Source organism: Streptomyces sp. MCA2 (assembly GCF_023544705.1).
Classification (GTDB): Bacteria; Actinomycetota; Actinomycetes; order Streptomycetales; family Streptomycetaceae; genus Streptomyces; species Streptomyces decoyicus.
The window spans coordinates 86,709-104,636 of sequence record NZ_JAMJFM010000018.1; the positions used below are offsets into that span (position 1 = coordinate 86,709).

The window sequence follows — 17,928 nt, forward strand, 5'->3', positions numbered from 1 at the left end:
GCCGGACCGTCAGATGGCTGCCTGCTCCGGCACCGTCCGGGGCGCGGACACGCGCAGCTCCTCGTCGTCGCCGTCCAGGGCCCGGCCCTTGGTCTCCGGAGCCGCCACCGCCATCCATACGACGGCCACCAGCACGGCGAGCCCCAGGACAGCGAACGTCACCGGGAGCCCCAGCACGGGCCACATCACCGAGCCGAACAGCAGCGGGGCGAAGCCGGTGAGCGCCCGGCTGACCGATGAGGCCCAGCCGAAGCCGCTGGCCCGCAGGGGAGTGGGGTACAGCTCGGAGACGTATGCGTACATGGCGGGGATGGTGAGCTGCATCAGGAAGCCGAACCCGGCGATCGCCACGGCCGACCCGGTAGGCACCTTCATCACCAGCGCGAACACCACCAGTGCGAGCGCCGCGAGCGGCGCCGAGATCCCGATGAGCCACTTGCGGCCGACGGCATCGACGAGCGCGGTGGAGACCAGGACGCCGACGATGCCGACGCCGCTCATCAGGGTGGTGCTCATGAAGGCGGCCGTTTCACCGAGGCCCTCCTCCTTCAGGATGGACGGCAGCCAGCTCAGCGCCGCGTAGTAGACGAGCATGACCGTGGCGAACAGCAGCCAGGCCGCGGAGGTGATGCGCGGGCTGAACTTCCAGATCCGGCGCAGCTGTTCGGCCGCGGCGGCCACTGCGCGCACCCCGGTCTCGGCGACGGGCTCGGGGATGACGTACGGCTCGACAGGCGCGCCGGTGCGGGCGACGAGGTTGTCGATGACCTGCCGGGCCTCGGTCTCCCGGCCCTTCTTCGTCAGATAGATCGGCGACTCGGGGATGCCGCGGCGCGCCCAGAACAGCAGCAGTGCGGGCAGCACCATCGTCGCCAGCATCCACCGCCAGTTCCCGTCGAGGGACAGCATCGCCGTCGACACGAGCCCGCACAGCGTCACGCCGATCGGCCACCACAGGTCGAGCGCGGTCAGCACCCGGCCCCGGTACTTGCGCGGCGAGAACTCGCCCACCAGCGCATAGTCGACGGGGATGCAGCCGCCGAGCCCGACGCCGGCGAGGAAGCGCAGTGCGAGAAAGACCGGGTACGTCGGGGCGAGCGCGCCGAGCACCGAGAACAGGGCGAAGATCAGCAGCGTGACACTGAAGGCCTTCTTGCGCCCGATCCGGTCCGCGACCGCACCCCAGGCGACGGCGCCCACGGCCATGCCGACGAGGTTGGCGGTGGCCACGAGGCCGCGCCCGCCGAGCGAGAGGTCGAAGTGTGTGCCCAGCAGCGGCATGAGGAAGCCGTTCAGGGCGATGTCATAGGCGTCGAAGAGGTAGCCGAGGCCACCGATGATGAAGATCCGTCCCTGGACGGACCATCTCCAGGGGAGTTCCTGAACGATCTGATCGCCTGTTTTCACGTTCGCTCCACGGTGTTGCGTGTCGGATACGTGCCGCACCATCGCGGACGCGCTGCCGGCGGCTTGGCCGTGCGGGTCTTGCGGGAAGCGTGCGGGTCTTGCGGGAGGGGAGGTCTCAGCGGGCGAACCGGTAGGAGAACGCGCCGAGATCGGGATCGTTGAGCGGGGTGCCATCCCACAGCCAGTCGTACGAGAGGTCCGACTCGCCGTCGAAGGTCTTGAGCTTCTCGTCCCTGGCCCGCTGCTCGGGGCCGTCGGGCAGGTGGTAGAAGGTCTTGTTCTGCAGCGACGCGTCCTGGACCATCCCGGCGTGCTTGGCGCGCCGGTCGACATAGCGGCGCAGCGCCCCTTCGATGCCGTCGGCCGTGACCGCGCCGAGCTCCTCGGCGAGCACCGCGGCGTCCTCCATGGCCTGCGAGGCACCCTGCGCCTGGTAGGGCAGCATCGCGTGGCAGGCGTCGCCGAGGAGTGCCGTGCGGCCGTCCATCCACACCGGGTCGCGGCGCCGGTGGTAGAGAGCGAAGACGGAGACATCCTCCTTCGCCTTGGAGAGCATCGCCGGCACACGGTCGTCCCAGCCGGGGAAGGCGTCGACGAGATCCTGCGCCGTCGCGGGGACGGCCCACTTCTCGCGGACCTCGTCCGTGCACGGTACGCAGGCCACGATGTTGAGGTACTCGCCGCCGCGGATCATGTAGTGGACGAGATGCCGGTCGGGCCCGTACCAGATGGTGCTCTGGTAGCGGTCCACGAGCCAGCGCGTCGCCGGGTCGGCCGCGATCAGATCGCCCGGGATCAGCGCCCGGTAGGCCATCTCGCCGGAGAACAGCAGTGTGTCGGGGGCGCCCATCAGATCGCGTACCTGCGAACGGATGCCGTCGGCGCCGATGAGCGCGTCACCGGCGTAGCGCCGCCCGTCCTCAGTGACCGCCACGGGGCGTTCCGGGTCCGTGCGGTCCAGCTCGACGACCGTGCTCGCGGTGTGCACCTCCACGACGGGGCCCGGCCCTGCGGGGTCGAGGCACCCGTCCAGCAGGATGCGGTGCAGGTCGGCGCGGTGGTAGTGCCAGTAAGGGGCGTTGAACTCATCCTTGCAGCGCTGCCCCAGCGAGGTCAGGCCGACGATGCTGCCGTCCTTCCAGCGGCGCCGCACCTGGTCGAGCGGCTCGGTGTGGATGGCCTCCATCTGCCGGCGCAGCCCGAGGCCCATCAGGATCCGGCTGGCGTTCGGCGCGGTCTGGATGCCCGCGCCGACCTCGCCGAGCTGCGACGCCTGCTCCAGGACGGTGACCCGCAGACCGCGCTGCCGCAGTGCCAGCGCGGCGGTCAGCCCGCCGAGACCTCCCCCGACGACGGTGACTTCGTACGACTGACTGGACGCCACTCTTCCTCCAACTCACGGGCGGGTACGGGCGATTCGTGCGCGAGGTGGCGGGCTCAGCGGTCGGTGAGCTGCCCGTCGGTGACCACCTCGGTGCCATCGACCGAGACGGTGCAGCCGCGCATGGCGATGTCGAGATGGGCGTACGACTCGCGGCCCAGCACCGGGTGGGGGCCGGTCGACCAGAGGAAGTTCCCGGCGAAGGCGCGGGCATCCATGCCCATCAGATCGTCCTTGCCGTACATCGCGGTGGCGAACCAGTCGGCCGTGCGCATCAGGCCCCAGCCCATGTGGGAGAGGCTGCGCGCCCACTGGTCCTGCGCGTCTTCGAAGAACATGGACAGCATCTCGGCCTCGGCGCCGCCGGAGACCTTCTCGATGTGCCCGCCGACGATCTGCAGCGTGACGGGGTCGCGGACGTACTCCTTGAAGGGCAGCAGGATGTCGCCCTCGGCCAGCACGAGCTGCCCGTCGGAGATCTCCGGCCAGCACAGCACCATCGTGCTCGGCCAGTGGTCCCAGCGGCCCGGATCGTCGGCGAATCCGCACTGGAACTCCGGCTTGGCGCCCGCGAGCTGCACGGTCAGGTCGGTGCCGGCGTCCGAGGTGACCCGCATGACGGACGACCGCTTCAGCAGGTCGACACCTTCCTGCACCTCGGCCTTGTCGCCCTCCGCGGGCAGATTGCGGATGAGCACGTCGGGGGCATCGCAGACGAAGATGATGCGGGTGCCGGAGCGCAGGATCTCCTGCTGGACCGGCGCGTGGATGAAGCCCTCGCGGGTCAGATCGACGACCAGGTCCGCGGACTTCAGCAGGTCCTGTGCGGTGCTGTCGTTGAGGACGGAGACCAGACCCGGGCCCGCACCGGTGTGGGTGCTCGGCATCGGCGCGGGGCTGCCGCCCGGCACGGTCGCGGCGATGACATGCGCACCGCATGCCTTCGCCGCACCGAAGGCCGCCGCCACGTAGTCGCCGCGGCTGCCGGGCTCCGAGAGCACGACGATATGCTCGCCGCTGCGCACCTTGCACAGCCGCAGCTCGCGGGTGAAGGCGTCGAGCAGATCGACGGACGAAAGATCGAACACGGGGTTCCTCCCAGGGCTCGCTTACGGGTGCCGAGCACGGCCTGCGCGCCGGCCGCGGGCATGCGGCGGCCACGCTCAGGACGCGTCGATCGAAGGGAATGGGGGAGCGGGGGCAGGGTGGACTCGCCCCGCCGTACAGGGGTTGAGCAGCGGATTCGTGACGGTGGGGGCCGCCCGATGGAGATAATCCGAACACGTACGATCTGGCTTGGCAAGGGGTCGTGCGCCGAGTCGACGTCGAACTTTTCTGATGGCTCATCAGGGAAATCCTGCGCCCCGGGACCGACCTGGGCTTCGGCACCTCGACCGCATCCCGGGCGCGCGTTACGCCCCGGTGAATGGTTCCGTGACTGTTTACCGGTGCCCTTGTCGTAGGCGCCTGACGTATGCGGCGAGTGCCGTTCCGGTCACGCACGGTCCTGTCGAGACAACCCGACGTGGCATCGCCCCGGGCACCTCCGCCCCGCACGCCCTGCACGGTGATCGCCCGGTCGGCCGCACGGATTGTTGCGCCGGGGCCGATCGGGGTACCTGGCCTTTGGCCGCGGACTCGCGAACGCGCCTGTGGTGGGCGCGCGCGGACGGCACGGCCGCCGTGCTGCCGCCGGCCGGGGGTCGGCAGCGTCCGCGCGCTATGTAAGCCTGCTGACGCGGAAGTACGGGCAGCAGTACGCCGACCACCCGCCGGAAGGGCCCGTGGTGGAAATCGCGGTGACTCGCTGGTCCGGATGGCACGCCACCTGACGGCACCCTGTGCCTCGTCGCCGGTTGCGCTGCCTGATACCCGGGTCCCGGTCACGGGGCACCGAAGGGCCGGGAGGCCAGGACCAGCGATGAGTGGAACAGTGAGCTTCAACAAGGCAGGCTGTACCCATGCGGTCGCTCTTCCGCTCACCTCCTCGACCAGGGACGGGCCTCTATAGCCGGGGGCTCTTCACGCTCGGGCAGTGTGTGCCGTTCGCGATCGCCCTGCTGGTGGTGGGTATCGAGTTCTCACCTGCACACTTCCTGTATACCGGCCCGCTCCTCACCGCGACGCCGGCGCTGGCCGCGGTGACGATGGGCCCCAAAGGCACCCTCTCGGCAGCGGCTGTCGCTCTGGCGGTCAGCGTGACCACCGCCACCTACAACCATGCGTGGGGCGGCCAGCAGGTCTACACCAACTTGCTGGCTGTCTTCCTGGTGTCCCTGGCCAGTGTCACGACGAGTAGCGCCGTGCGTACGCGCAGGGAGGGCGAGCTCAACCAGGTCCGCCGGATCGCCGTGGTGGCACAAGAGGTCCTGCTGAGACCTGTGCCCGCCCGGCTGGGACCGGTGCGAGCGGCGAGCCTGTACCTCGCGGCCGAGAGGGGGGCGCAGATCGGCGGCGATCTGTACGAGGCCGTGCAGACCCGGTACGGGGTCCGGATGATCGTGGGCGACGTCCGGGGCAAGGGGCTGCCTGCCGTGCGCTCGGCCGCGGCTGTGCTGGGCGCGTTCCGGGAGGCCGTGCACTACGAGGACGAACTGGGGGAGGTGATGAACCACTGCGTCGCTGCGCTGCGACGGGATCGCGCCGTGCCCGGTGCGGTCGACCAGGAAACCCGGTTGGAGGGTTTCGTCACCGCGATCGTGGTGCAGGTGCCGGACCGACCCGTGGTCGACGTGGTCAACCGTGGCCATCCGCCTCCGCTGGTGCTGCGCCAGGGCAAGGTTCAGCCGCTGATGCCCACCTCCTTGCTGCCGCCCCTCGGCCTGGAGGACTTCATCATCGGTTCTCCCGGCACGGCGGAGAGCTATCCGTTCGCACCCGGCGACCGTCTGCTGCTGCATACCGACGGCGTGATCGAAGCCCGCGATCGTGACAACGCCTTCTTCGCTCTGCCCGAGGCCATGGAAGCGGTGCACGCCCGCACCCCGCAGGAGTTCCTGGAACAGCTGCACCAGGGGTTGATCCGACACACCCAGGGCCGCCTTGCCGACGATGTGGCGATGATCCTCGTCGACCGGCTCGACGAAGAAGCCGGCGAACACGTCGGCGCAGCTGCCGCCGCGCAACACCATCGAGCGGGCGATCAACAAGCTGATGGTGTCGAGAGCCGCGGCCACACGTCGTGAGGCGGCTTCCCCTACCTCGGCACCGTCACCGCTCAGCCTCTGGCCTCCGCCACCCTGGCCGCATGCGGATGCCGTTCCCGCCAGCGTGCGTACACAGGGTTGGCGGCGCACGTGTCCAGATAGCCGTCGGAGACTCTGCGGTGGATTGCGGCACCGTGTGCGGCGAGCGGGCCGTCGCGGTGCCAGGCCAGAACATGCCGGTACCACAGAGGACTTCCGGCCAGGGGACGGACAGTGACGCCCGGTGCCTCGATAAAGGTGGCCTGGCAGCGGCTGACGGCCAGGCCGGCCCGTACGATCTCGATCAACTGCCGCCCCTCGGCCTCGTACGGGGTGAACGGACGGCGATCCACCTGAGCGCAGACGGAGGACCAGTATTCGCGAGTGCGGTCGCTGTCGGGGCGGGGGACCGCCCAGTCCTCGTCCATGAGTTGGGCCAGAGAGACCTCCTCCTGCGCCGCCAGCGGGTGGGCCGTCGGCAGGAGGGCGAAGACGGGCTCGGTGACCAGCGGGTTGAGCACCACGCCCTCACGCGGCGGTAGCTCCTGGGCGGGATGGTCGCCGAGCACCGTCGCTTCCAGGCGGCCCACCGCAAGGTCGTCGAGCAGAGTGGCGGGGGAGTACTGACAGCGTGAGGTCACCTCGGAGTGCGGCAGGAACTCCTTTACGGCGCTCCGCTCGGACGCGCCGTGCTCAGCCGACCGGCTGTTCTGCCACGTCTACGGCCGTGCGAAGACGGCCTCCCAGGACCGCGATCCTGGACGCGGTCCGGCTCGGCCCGATCGACGACGCGACCGCGATCACCGCCGACCAGCTCCGAGGAGTCGTTGAACGGCAACCGAGCAGCGCTGAGGCAGTCCCGAGCGCGTGGTGGGGAGATTCAGATATCGCCATCAGCGGCCTGCCGGGCGGCGTACCGCTCGTCGGCATCGCCGCTGTCGACGGCCGGACCCCGCTCCCCGTGCCCGCGGGGATGAGCCCAGCGCGCGCCACACCAGGCGCACGAAACCGATCTGCTCCCCGCACCCGCGGGGATGAGCCCGTCAAGGACCCCCGCGAAGCTCGACGAGCTGAACCGCCCCCCCGCGGGGATGAGCCCACGCCGGTGTCGCGCGAGGACCTGCCGCGCGACATGGGCTGGGTTGCTGGATGCGGGGTGCCTGGCTCTTCGCAGTGTCAGGTGGGTGGCCGGGAGCTTGGCGGGGGTGGCTTCGTTGCTCTCTAGGAGCAGCGTCTCTCGACAAATTCCGGAGTCACTTAATGATCAGTGGGCCCGTGAATGTCGATGAGAAATGATGGCACTGACGTGGCGGCAAACGCGGGACGGCCAGTCGCCCGTCAGGCGGCTGGCCGTCGGTGGCAGGTAGCGGCAGGTGCCAGAGCCTGTGCCTGCGCCCCTGATCTGTCATTTACTGTGACTGATAGGAAGGTTCCTCCACGATCGGGTCTACGCGGGGCATGTTCGAATGCGGCGGATAGTGCCGGCGGTACGCGAGAGCACTCGGACTTCCCTGATACACGCCGGCGTGGAGCTGAGCTTGGTACTCGCTGTTTGTCAGCCGTAGCAACGAGCGTTCGGACCGGCCCGGCCGTCCTACGGGACGACCAGTATGCGGCCCAGCTGTGCACGGCTCTCCAGCAGCCGGTGCACCTCCGTGGTCTCGGTCAGCGGCAGGCGGGCGTGGACCGCTGTGCGTAGCAACCCCTGGGCCGCGTACTCGGTAAGTTCAGCCAGGTCCTTCACGGCGCGCTCGGCGTCGGCCGCATGCGCGGCTATGAGGGAGAACCCCATGACGGACCTCAGCGCGAACAGGTCGGTGACGGGGATGCTGCCGAGCTCGCCGCTCGCGGCTCCATACGTCACCAGCCGTCCGTACGGGGCCAGTAGGTCCAGGCTGCGGCGCAGGATGTTGCCGCCGGCCGCGTCGAGGACGACGTCCACGCCGCCGGGCACGGCCGTGCGGACCTGCTCGGGCCAGTCCTCATCGGTGTAGTTGACGCCGATGTCGGCGCCGTGGGCGTGGGCGAAGTCCAGCTTGGCGGCCGTACTGGCCGTGGCGATGACCGTACCCGCACCGAGTACCTTCGCGAGCTGCACGGCGAGGTGGCCGATGGCGCCCGCGGCGGAGTGAACCAGTACGGTCTCGCCGTGCGCCAGCCGCCCGGCGTGCAGCACGCCCAGGGCCACCGGTGCCACCATCGGGAGCGCGCTGGCCGTGCCCGCGTCGAGCCCGTCGGGTACCGGGACGAGCCACTGTGCGTCCGCGAGGATGAGGTCGCAGAACGCGTCCTCGGAGGCTGTGGCGACCTGCTGCCCGATCAGCGCCGGATCCGTGTCCGGCCCGACCGCCTCGACCGTGCCCACCACGTCGCCGGTGAGGGACCTGGGTAAGGGCCGCGGGTAGAGCTCGGTCTGGGCCATGCCGCGCCGGAGCTGGGTGTCCACGAAGTTGGCGCCGATCGCTTCGGCCCGGATGAGCACCTGCCCCGCCTCTGGGACGGGAACGGGGACTTCTTCCAGGGTGAGCACTTCGGGGCCACCGTAGGAGTGGTAGCGGATTCGTCGCATGGCAGATCTCCTTCAACAAGAGGGTGCTCTAAACTGGACTGGCGGTCCAATTCGACCGTACTGGACCGTCGGTCCAGTTGTCTACGGTGATGATCCTGGATGAGGAGCTAGCTGATGGCGGAAGTCCGTCGGGAGCGCGCCGACGCGGCACGCAATCGGCACGCGATCCTGAAGGCCACCGAGAGCCTCCTGTCCGAACACCCTCCGGAGCAGGTCTCGATGGAGCGCATCGCTGCCGCGGCCGGGGTCGGGAAGGGCACGGTGTTCCACCGCTTCGGCAGCCGCGCGGGCCTGATGCGAGAGCTGATGCTGGAACGAGCCCACGCCCTGCGTGAATCGGTCACGGACGGCCCCCCGCCGCTGGGCCCGGGAGCCCCGCCCAGGCAGCGGCTGCTGGTCTTCCTCGACGCGGTCGTGGACGTGGTCGGCCGCAACAAGGGTCTGCTGGCCGCTCTCGGCCAGGCAGCGACAGCCCCCCGCGACGCCCAGGAGGACTCGTGCGAACAGCACTCGGTCTACGGGTTCTGGCACGGCCACATCAGCGAGCTGATCACCGAGGAACGCTCTGACCTGGACGCCGAGTTGCTGGCCCATATCCTGCTTGGCGCTCTGCAGAACGGACCGATCGTGCGCCTGCTGGGGCAGGGAGAGGCTCAACGGCTTGCGGTGTCGCTACGGCTGCTGGTCACCGGCATGCTGGAGGCGTAACGGCCCGCCGGCGGCCGCGCCACCTCACGGTCGAAGACCGGTCATCTCCCACTCGGTCGTCACTAGTACTCCAGTGCACTTTCGTGATCAAGTGCGGGTCGACTGCGCCCAGACCTACCCGAAGATCTTCAAGCCGAGCCGCAGTCGCAGACGGGCTCCGTGGGCAGACGTATCAATGGTTGCGGCCAGGAACCAAACTGGTGCGGCCTACGTCTCCCGCACCATGACTTCTGGCGACCAGCAAGGGCACGCGAGCCACACCGGAGCTGCCTTGCCGACTGCTGTGACTGTTGATCCACCGAGGGGCAACGACTACGACAGCTTCGCCGAGGCGTACTCGGCCGAAAACGAAACCAGCCTCGTCAATGCCTACTACGAGCGGCCGGCGATGCTGGCCCTCACCGGAGACGTGGCCGGTCGGCGGATCCTCGACGCTGGCTGCGGCTCCGGGCCCCTGTCCGCGGCGCTGCGCGACCGTGGCGCCGTCGTGAGCGGCTTCGACGCGAGTGCCGGGATGCTGGAGCTGGCCCGGCGGCGGCTCGGCGACGATGTGGACCTGCAGGTGGCCGACCTGGGCAGTCCCCTTCCCTACTCTGACGACACGTTCGACGACGTCGTCGCGTCCCTGGTGCTGCACTACCTGGAGGACTGGGGGCCGGCGCTGACCGAGCTGCGACGCGTACTCAAGCCCGGCGGTCGGCTGATCATGTCCGTCGACCACCCCCTCGCCATCCACGGCTTGGAGTACCTGGCCGGAATCAGGACCGACTACTTCGCGACCTACGACCGGATCGAGGAGTGGTCCATGGGCGGCCGGACCGCCCAACTGAGCTTCTGGAACAGGCCGCTGCACGCGATGACCGACGCCTTCACCGCAGCGGGGTTTCGGATCACGGTCATCAGCGAGCCAGAGTCTGACCCTGCCGCCCGTGACCTGTTCCCCGAGGTCAAGCCGCGCTTCCTGAGCTTCCTGTTCTTCGTCCTGCAAGCGGATTAGTACTCCGGTGTGCAGTTTCACGATGGCCGTGGCGACGACGGCCAATACCGCACGCCTGATGCAGGCTGCTGCCGCGAGATGATCAAGGGCTGTGTGGACTCCTGAAGATCGTGCGGTGGCCGCGGGCCATGGCGTAGACCCTGCCCGCTGGCGGGCGTTGTTCGACCACGCCATGGCCCAGGTCGCGGGGCTGTTCGGACGCGTGGAACCTCGGGCCACCGCCCGCGCGTATGTACTCGGACTACTGTCCGGCACTGAGCGCAAGAACTGCTGGCGGCTGGCCGAGCACGCCGGGCATACCCGCCCGGGGCCGATGCAGCGGCTACTGCGGACCGCCCGCTGGGATGCTGACGCACTCCGTGATCGGGTCCTCGGCTACGTTGCGGACTGCCTCGGCGGCGATGACGGCGTTCTGATCGTCGACGAGACCGGTTTCCTGAAGAAGGGCCACGGTTCCGCAGGCGTGCAGCGGCAGTACACCGGTACCGCCGGACGAATCGAAAACAGCCAGGTCGGCGTCTTCCTCGCGTACGCCTCCCGCAGGGGACGGGCACTGATACCCCCCACGGCATGGCATCGGCAAAGCGCCGGGCCTAGGCAGTGTCTTCAAATGATCTCCAGTGGTGGATCATGGTCGGGTGATACGTCGCTATGAACTGTCCGATGCCGAGTGGGAGTTCGTCCGGCCGCTGCTGCCCGATTCCTTGCGGGGCCGGAAGCGGTTGGACGACCGCACCGTGCTCAACGGGATCGTGTGGAAGTTCCGTACCGGCACAGCCTGGCGGGACGTGCCCGAGCGGTACGGTCCGTGGGCCACGCTGCACACCCGATTCCGCCGGTGGGCCCTGGACGGCACCTTCGAGCGGATGCTCAGGGCCGCCCAGGCGAAGGCGGACGAGGCGGGGGACATTGACTGGCTCGTGTCGGTCGACTCCACCGTCGTCCGCGCCCACCAGCACGCCGCCGGGGCCCGAAAAGGGGGCTGCGCGTCCCCGCCCTCGGACGCTCCCGAGGCGGTCTGACCAGCAAGATTCACCTCGCCTGCGACGCCACCGGCCGGCCGCTCGCCTTCACCGTCACAGGCGGGAACAGCAACGACTGCACCCAGTTCACCGCCGTGATGGACGCGATTCGGGTGCCCCGGGTCGGCCCGGGACGGCCACAGGTCCGGCCCGCCCACGTGCTGGGCGACAAGGGCTACAGCTCCAGAGCGATACGTACCTGGCTGCGGCGCCGGAACATCCCCCACACCATCCCCGAACGGACCGACCAGATCCGCAACCGGCTCCGGCGCGGCAGCCGCGGCGGGCGCCCGCCGGCCTTCGACAAGCACCTCTACAAACGGCGCAACGTGGTCGAACGCTGCTTCAACCGCTTGAAGCAATGGCGCGGCATCGCCACCCGCTACGACAAGACCGCCGAGTCCTACCAAGCCGCCGTCACCCTCGCATCACTGCTGATGTGGGTGTGACATTTGAAGACACCCCCTAGCGCGAAGGGCCCGCGCTACTCCGATTGGGCCTGGGTGAGCATCGGCGCCGAAGACCACCGCCACCTGTTGGTCCGTCGCAATCCCACGACCGGTGAACTCGCCTTCTATCTGTGCTGGTCACCCCGGAACGTCCCGCTCTCGGAACTCGTGCGCGTCGCCGGCACCCGCTGGAGCATCGAGGAATGCTTCCAGGCCGCCAAAGGGCAGGTCGGCCTGGACCACTACCAGGTCCGCAACTGGACAGCCTGGCACCGGCACATCACCCTGGCCATGCTTGCTCTCGCATTCCTGGCTGCGGCCGCCGACGATGCGAGGCCGAGTAGAGCCGAGGACCCGAACCGCCCCACCCGCAGCAGCGAACCGATCGACTTGACCGTTCCAGAGATCCGCAGCCTGATCAGCGTGCTGTTCAGACCACCAACTCGATCCCTGAGCGCGCTCCTGAACTGGTCGAACTGGCGCAGAAGCCATCAGGCATTGGCCCGACACTGCCATTACCAACGACGACTCTCCTCACCCACAGCGGCGTAGATCGCAAAGTCGCACTGGAGTATTAGGCGTAGCGGTGGGCGTTCGCGTAGAGGGGGCCGGTCTCAGGATCGGCTGCTACCTCCTCATGGAGTTCCAGCAACTCGCGGTTGTCTGGGTGCAGTGAGACGGCCTCGACGAGTTCGGCGGTCAACTCTTCGGCCCATTCAGTCGAGTCGCCTGCCCACTGCGGTGCCTGCGGGCGCAGGAGGATCGCGCGCATGAGATTGGGGCGAGGATCTGCTGAGGGGCCGATGGCGGCGTGGGGTAGGAGTGCGGCGAACTGGTCTTTGTGGCTGCGGATGTTGTAAGCCAGGTCCGTCAGGCAACTGGCTTGTGGCTCCAGGAGAGCCTGCCGAAGGACTGGATGTCATGACCTTACGGGGGAACGTTTGAACTTGAGGTCGCTTCTCTGGACTTTCACCCGATGGAGTCACGCCCGCTGCACTGGTGCGTCACCATGTCATGAGTCGAGCAACCGCATGAAGTGCCTAAGTGACTGCGAACGGTGAACGCCCAGTGGGATGATCGTCGTTCTACAAGGCGCCATGGGCCGGCCCAGCGGCACCGACATTGCTGAGGGGGAGTGGATGGTCAACGTCCGCATCACGGTAACTGGGGATGACACCGCTGGAGAGTCCCTCTGGGAGTGGCTGCGTCATGAACCCGCGCTGCGGGGCCGTGTACGCCATGTGAACCCACCCCCACGGCCAGGGACTATGGGGGCCCTCAGTGAGTTGATCGGTGAAGGCGTAGTAACTGGCACTATCAGCACACTCGCTGGCCTACTGGGTCAGTCGCTGTCGCTCTGGCTGAGTCAGCGGCTTGTCAGCGGCGATAACAACACCGCAGTAGAGATCACTACAGCTGAGGGAAGAAGCGTCAAGGTCACCACCCAGGGGGCGGCTGAGGCGGCAGAACTGGTACGCGTAGCGCTTGCGGACCAGAGGGGATCAAACGTCGAAGCATCGACTGCAGAGGACAGCTAGGACGGGTAGTTGTGCGTCTTCCCATTCCGCACCAATCATACGTCGTACTTATCGGCACCAGCATCTATCGGTCCTCTCAACTGACCGACCTACCTGCCGTGAGAAATAATCTACGTGACCTGGCTGCTGTTCTTATCGATTCAAAGCTGGGCGGCATCCCTGAAGAGCGATGCGTAATAATCTCTGATCCTGCGGACGCCCGTACGGTCTACCGGACCCTACGTCAGTATGCGAGGGCTGCGGAAGACACCCTTCTCGTCTACTTCGCCGGCCATGGTCAAACTGGATCCCGAAATGAGCTCTACCTTGGTCTGGTAGACACCGATCTCGATGAACTGAAAGTCAGCGCTCTGGCATTCGATCTGATCCGCGACGTCCTCAGCGATTCCCCAGCAGTGAACCGTATCGTTATTCTCGACTGCTGCTTTAGTGGCCGCGCGATCCAAGACATGAGTGGCCAGGAAGAAAGGATCCTTGGACAGGTCGCCGTCGAGGGCACCTACGTACTAGCGTCGACTCCCGTCAATGCCGTTGCCCTAGCGCCGATCGGTGCGAGCCACACGGCCTTCACCGGCGAGCTCCTTCATCTGCTCCGCGCAGGAGTCTCTGGCGGACCAGAGTTTCTAACCTATGGCGAAATTTACCGCAGACTGCTGCAAGTTACGGCGATGCGCGATTTGCCTTCACCGAGGCAACGCGGAACCGGTACAGTCGATCTGCTGGCCCTTGTTCGAAATGCTGCAACCACAGAAACAGACACTGCGTACACGGGAAATATCGAGCAGCCCGCGCCGCCTCCTGTGCGACAGGCGGTTTCCGCATCCTCCTCGAGCTTTGAGCCCGGATCTTCCTCGAGATCTAAGCCCGAGCTAGTATCGCTAAGAAAAAAGAAGTCTTCGGACGAGTGGAAACTTCTGCGGCCTGTCCGCTGGATCGTGCTGCTTGCTACGGGGCTATACGGACTGGGTCAGCTGTCAAGCCCGATATTCTTGCTCATTGAATCAGTGGCAAGCCCCAGCCTGACCTTAAGTTTTCGCGAGCTGGCGACCGGCGACCCTGGCCACGAGATAACGCTTATCGATATCACAATGCCGCTTTTCAATATACTCGTGGGTATACTTGGGTGGCGGTTCATGCGTTTGCCTGATTTTCGCGCATGGATAGCTGCATGCGCGCTACTGGGCTATGGTCTAGCAGACGGGGCAGGTATTCCATTTGCTATTGCTGTAGACATGTATCGTCCCAATCACATCTACTTTCCTTGGACGGGTGAGGTGATCCTCACCGGCAGACTCCTCTGGGTTGTTGCCGCAGTCATGGCATTTGTCGCAGTAGCTCGAACAAGCCCACCGCCGCGATTTTCTCGCCCTGCGGCGCTTAGCGGATTGTTCATTGTCGCCGGGCTGGCAGTAACGCTGGCTTGCATCATCTTTTTCGTAAACTGGAACAGCGAGATTAGAGTCTTTGCGGATGATGCGACTTCGCGCCTAATTAGGTGCGTGCTCGTTTCGCTTCTCGCTATCTTCCTGCCGACATGCGGGCTGACTGTCCGGCCATACCACCTAGGAGCCGGACTGGTAACCGGGTGGCTGGTCTTTGCCTTAGCGATAGAAATTCAATTTTCCTCCACCTTGGGTTACGATGAGGAGATCCTAAAAAATGACGCTGCGCTAAGTTTCGCATACCTGATGTTCGGCCTTGCGAATATCGGTCTATTGGGCTCGTATTGGCTCTGCCTGAGGAAGCGCCGGCCTCAGATCCGTCTAGCTCCGTAGTCACAGACAGTGAGCCGTTTCCAACCTGATCGCTTGGCTGGTGCGACGGGCGGGCGCCCTGGCGTCGGGAAGTGGTGAAGCTCCTGGTAGAAGGATCGTCGATCAAGATCAACGCGCACCACCAGGAGCTTCGCGTGCTGGTTTACCCGTCGGCGATCGAGCTGTCCAGCCAGAGCTTGCGCTTCCTCGCCCAGCACCTCACTCACCGGCGGCGCGAGCTGGGCACCCGCTGGCGCAAACTCCCCGCCGGACAGCAGGCGTTGCTATCCCTGGCCCACCTGCGCTGCGGCGACACCTACGCCCAGCTCGCCGCCGGCTTCGGGGTCGGCGTCGCCACTGTCTACCGTTACATACACGAGGCCGTCACCGTCCTGGCCGCCGTCGCCCCCACCCTGGAGCAGGCCGTAACGGCCGCCTCCGCCAAGGCGTTCGTCATTCTCGACGGCACGCTGCTGCCCATCGACCGGATCGCCGTTGACCGCCCGTTCTACTCCGGCAAACACAGGAAGCACGGCATGAACGTGCAGGTGATCACCGCCCCCTTCGGACGCCTTATCTGGGCCTCGCCCGCTCTACCCGGCGCCACTCACGACATCACAGCCGCCCGCACCCACCGCGTCATCGACGCTCTGGCCGAGGCAGGCATCAAGTGCTTTGCGGACAAGGGATATCAGGGTGCGGAAGGCACCGTGGTCGTCCCTTTCCGCAGCAAGCACCGGAACCTTTCCGCTGGCAAGCAGGCGGTCAACGTCGCGCATGCGAAGATCCGCGCCGTGGGCGAGCAGGCCATGGCCACGCTCAAGGGCTGGCGCCTGCTGCGCAAGTTGCGCTGCAGCACCACCCGGATCACCGACATCGTCAAGGCCGTCCTCACCCTCCACCTCGCGTCAGCGTGAGGCGGGAACGGCTCATTAATTACCGTGCGCGGTGTACAGCGGACACCGCATCTGGTCGAGTCCGGAGCGGCCGCAGCACTGCCATCCCTTCCTCGAGCCCGACCTTCATGGCGAAGTCGAACCGATCGACCTCCAGACACAACTCCACATCGGTGGGGTGAGCACCGCGGCGTCGCCCGCTGCGCAGGTCGTCCGCGGCTGGGGAGGTGGCGGCACGGTGCAGATAGGGGCCGGGGTCGAGACGATCCCCGGCCAGGAGCCGATCCAGGTACTCGGCGCAGACCAGATCCTCGGCGGCACGGCCGTCCTCGCCGGTGGCCACGAACGTCACCGAGTCGGCGCCGGCGTCTGCCAGGGCCCGGGCCGTCGCACCGGCCACGACGAAACTGGCGAACAGCGCCAATTTTGCCTCGACAACCGCCAGGGCCCCAACCGTTCCCGCAGTGGTCTTTTGAATCACGGTGCGGCCCGCCAAGTCGGCCTCCTGGATTAGGCCAGGGGAGTTGACCAGGTCGAACCCGCTGACCGGTGCCCCATCCTTGAGCGCAAGCCAGCCCGGGCGACACGCCTTGATCGCCAGTGCCTCGCCCTCGTCGGCAGCGAGAACGATCTTGTCTGCCCCGCGGTGGAAAGCCCATGCGGCGGTGGTGAACGCCCGCATCACATCGATCACAACGGCCACCTGACTACTCGCGAGTCCATGCCGGGATGGTCGCAGCCCGCTGAAGCGGTCCACAAGGCACGTTGACGATCTTTCGGCGACTCGGGATCTGCTGGGCGGCTACCTCGCGGGCACGCGCTTGAGTATCGGGCGGGCCAGCGGGGAGACCAGCGGCTCGTCGCCTGTGGTCTGACTTAGACCTTCAGCAAGTTGGAAAGGACTCAGTGCACGTGCGGCGGTTGGTCTCATCATGACGGTGTCTTTCTCGGCGCGGCCGAGCCGTCGGAGTGGTAGCCGACAATTACGACGGAAGGTGCGCGCGCCGAAACTCGGCGGGCCCACTTGTCGAGGACGCAGCCCTTGAAGAGGATGGATCACACTGGTCAAGCAGTCCTGCCGGCCCCCCCAGTTCTACGCAACTGCCCCTTGAGCCCGTCAAAGGGCCGCTGAGGGATTACTGCCAGGACCGCTCCCCGTGCCAGCGGGGATGAGCCCGCGAGGTTGGTAGCGACGCCGAGGGGGCTGCCCCGGGGATGGCAGCCACTACTTGGTCTGCCCGCGCTCCAAGTGTGAGGAGTCTGGGCAGTCCGTCACCGGGCGGCGAGTGCTGGCCTTCGGGCCGACGATGAGTGCCTCGCCCTACGTCACGCCCGCAGTCCGACCGATCATCGTTTTCCGCCAGTGAAGATGGCCAGCTAGCCCGTGCTGTTGCCGTTGACGTAGCACATGCAGACATTGTTCCCTAGAACACAGGTGCCCCTTCCCCTGCCCCAGTCAGCCGGTCGTCGAGATGTGAGAGCCTTCCTGACGGGCCTCCAGCTAGCGAATGGATATCCGGGATCCCTTGTGGATCCCGCAATTGGACTCCGACCGCCCTCGACTGCACCGTATGATCCGTCGCACGATCTGTGTCGCTGTGAGGGGGAAACATGCCATCGACGGACGGGGCGGCATTCCCATCTGATTTTGAAGCCGCCGAAATAAAGGCGATAGAGCGCGCCAATGGCTGGAGATTCGCCGAAAGTAATGCCGACTATTTGACCTTCGAATTGAATCATGTGACGTGGCGTCGAGAAGTTGGCGTCATTCCGGTCGAGGCAGCCCGAGTGATGTTGAATTCGATCAGCCAGGGCGGAGGGAGAATGGATGAATTCGAAGGGTGGGTGGACGCGAAAGCTGGATTAGTGGAGTTCTCCATTTCTATGGATGGGATAGGTGCACTCAGGGGTTCTAGGCTGACCGCTTCACTTACGACGTGCACCCGTGCCATCATTCTCATGAATTCGATCCGCCCCACTTCGAGGATGAGATCAAGAGGCTCATACACCCGGTGCTTCGCG

At 66.7% G+C, this 17,928-nt stretch carries 15 protein-coding genes and 1 pseudogene; 9 read left to right on the top strand and 7 right to left on the bottom strand.

Features of this window, described 5'->3' with window-relative positions:
* Positions 1 to 9: 9 nt before the first annotated feature.
* The 3 genes from M8I34_RS17375 to M8I34_RS17385 form a co-directional block, all read right to left on the bottom strand.
* Complete coding sequence (locus M8I34_RS17375) at positions 10 to 1,407, bottom strand: MFS transporter (RefSeq protein ID WP_250050340.1); 1,398 nt, start codon at positions 1,405 to 1,407, stop codon at positions 10 to 12.
* A gap of 115 nt (positions 1,408 to 1,522) precedes the next feature.
* Positions 1,523 to 2,791, bottom strand: coding sequence for an FAD-dependent oxidoreductase (locus M8I34_RS17380; protein WP_250050341.1), 1,269 nt, complete (start codon positions 2,789 to 2,791; stop codon positions 1,523 to 1,525).
* Positions 2,792 to 2,844: 53 nt separating this feature from the next.
* Entirely contained in the window at positions 2,845 to 3,876 is a 1,032-nt protein-coding gene (locus M8I34_RS17385) for a hypothetical protein (RefSeq protein WP_250050342.1), read from the bottom strand.
* Between the two features lie 873 nt (positions 3,877 to 4,749).
* Between M8I34_RS17385 and M8I34_RS17390 the strand changes: the two genes are divergently transcribed.
* Positions 4,750 to 5,973, top strand: coding sequence for a PP2C family protein-serine/threonine phosphatase (locus M8I34_RS17390; RefSeq protein WP_284050432.1), 1,224 nt, complete (start codon positions 4,750 to 4,752; stop codon positions 5,971 to 5,973).
* A gap of 32 nt (positions 5,974 to 6,005) precedes the next feature.
* Here the strand turns inward: M8I34_RS17390 and M8I34_RS17395 are convergent, their stop codons facing one another.
* Both M8I34_RS17395 and M8I34_RS17405 read right to left on the bottom strand, forming a co-directional pair.
* On the bottom strand, positions 6,006 to 6,614 hold the full coding sequence (locus M8I34_RS17395) for a LysR family transcriptional regulator substrate-binding protein (protein ID WP_250050344.1): 609 nt from the start codon (positions 6,612 to 6,614) through the stop codon (positions 6,006 to 6,008).
* Between the two features lie 953 nt (positions 6,615 to 7,567).
* Positions 7,568 to 8,542 (bottom strand): zinc-binding dehydrogenase, encoded by a 975-nt coding sequence (locus M8I34_RS17405; protein ID WP_250050345.1) that lies wholly within the window; start codon positions 8,540 to 8,542, stop codon positions 7,568 to 7,570.
* 114 nt (positions 8,543 to 8,656) lie between these two features.
* Here M8I34_RS17405 and M8I34_RS17410 point away from each other — a divergent pair, with 114 nt between their 5' ends.
* From M8I34_RS17410 to M8I34_RS17430, 5 genes and pseudogenes are all read left to right on the top strand, one after another.
* On the top strand, positions 8,657 to 9,250 hold the full coding sequence (locus M8I34_RS17410; RefSeq protein ID WP_250050346.1) for a TetR/AcrR family transcriptional regulator: 594 nt from the start codon (positions 8,657 to 8,659) through the stop codon (positions 9,248 to 9,250).
* 223 nt (positions 9,251 to 9,473) lie between these two features.
* Positions 9,474 to 10,247, top strand: a complete 774-nt coding sequence (locus M8I34_RS17415) for a class I SAM-dependent methyltransferase (RefSeq protein WP_250050387.1) — start codon at positions 9,474 to 9,476, stop codon at positions 10,245 to 10,247.
* Positions 10,248 to 10,419: 172 nt separating this feature from the next.
* A pseudogene (locus M8I34_RS17420) lies at positions 10,420 to 10,821 on the top strand (transposase); the annotation flags it as partial.
* Between the two features lie 64 nt (positions 10,822 to 10,885).
* Positions 10,886 to 11,718 (top strand): IS5 family transposase gene (locus M8I34_RS17425; RefSeq protein ID WP_374210926.1). Its coding sequence is split into 2 segments (ribosomal slippage): positions 10,886 to 11,225 and positions 11,225 to 11,718, totalling 834 coding nucleotides; the frame shifts between segments, so codons are not numbered across the junction.
* Between the two features lie 54 nt (positions 11,719 to 11,772).
* The gene (locus tag M8I34_RS17430) at positions 11,773 to 12,270 is read left to right on the top strand and encodes a hypothetical protein (RefSeq protein WP_250050347.1); all 498 of its coding nucleotides are present in this window, start codon (positions 11,773 to 11,775) and stop codon (positions 12,268 to 12,270) included.
* Positions 12,271 to 12,292: 22 nt separating this feature from the next.
* Here M8I34_RS17430 and M8I34_RS17435 read toward each other — a convergent pair whose 3' ends face one another.
* Positions 12,293 to 12,613, bottom strand: coding sequence for a hypothetical protein (locus tag M8I34_RS17435; RefSeq protein ID WP_284050451.1), 321 nt, complete (start codon positions 12,611 to 12,613; stop codon positions 12,293 to 12,295).
* A gap of 244 nt (positions 12,614 to 12,857) precedes the next feature.
* On the opposite strand from M8I34_RS17435, the gene M8I34_RS41920 reads away from it, so the two are divergent.
* The 3 genes from M8I34_RS41920 (at position 12,858) to M8I34_RS17445 (ending at position 15,927) form a co-directional block, all read left to right on the top strand.
* Complete coding sequence (locus M8I34_RS41920) at positions 12,858 to 13,256, top strand: hypothetical protein (RefSeq protein WP_374210927.1); 399 nt, start codon at positions 12,858 to 12,860, stop codon at positions 13,254 to 13,256.
* 11 nt (positions 13,257 to 13,267) lie between these two features.
* Complete coding sequence (locus tag M8I34_RS17440) at positions 13,268 to 15,031, top strand: caspase domain-containing protein (protein WP_250050348.1); 1,764 nt, start codon at positions 13,268 to 13,270, stop codon at positions 15,029 to 15,031.
* 134 nt (positions 15,032 to 15,165) lie between these two features.
* Positions 15,166 to 15,927, top strand: coding sequence for a transposase family protein (locus M8I34_RS17445; protein WP_250050390.1), 762 nt, complete (start codon positions 15,166 to 15,168; stop codon positions 15,925 to 15,927).
* Positions 15,928 to 15,946: 19 nt separating this feature from the next.
* Here the strand turns inward: M8I34_RS17445 and M8I34_RS17450 are convergent, their stop codons facing one another.
* Positions 15,947 to 16,645 carry a 2-phosphosulfolactate phosphatase gene (locus M8I34_RS17450; RefSeq protein ID WP_284050453.1) on the bottom strand — a complete coding sequence of 233 codons (699 nt, stop codon included), beginning with the start codon at positions 16,643 to 16,645 and terminating at the stop codon, positions 15,947 to 15,949.
* Between the last annotated feature and the right edge of the window lie 1,283 nt (positions 16,646 to 17,928).

Bases quoted from the DNA above. Each gene is read 5' to 3' on its own strand.
- M8I34_RS17405 (WP_250050345.1), bottom strand. From the start codon at position 8,542: ATGCGACGAATCCGCTACCACTCCTACGGTGGCCCCGAAGTGCTCACC.
- M8I34_RS17410 (WP_250050346.1), top strand. From the start codon at position 8,657: ATGGCGGAAGTCCGTCGGGAGCGCGCCGACGCGGCACGCAATCGGCAC.
- M8I34_RS17415 (WP_250050387.1), top strand. From the start codon at position 9,474: ATGACTTCTGGCGACCAGCAAGGGCACGCGAGCCACACCGGAGCTGCC.
- M8I34_RS41920 (WP_374210927.1), top strand. From the start codon at position 12,858: ATGGTCAACGTCCGCATCACGGTAACTGGGGATGACACCGCTGGAGAG.
- M8I34_RS17390 (WP_284050432.1), top strand. From the start codon at position 4,750: ATGCGGTCGCTCTTCCGCTCACCTCCTCGACCAGGGACGGGCCTCTAT.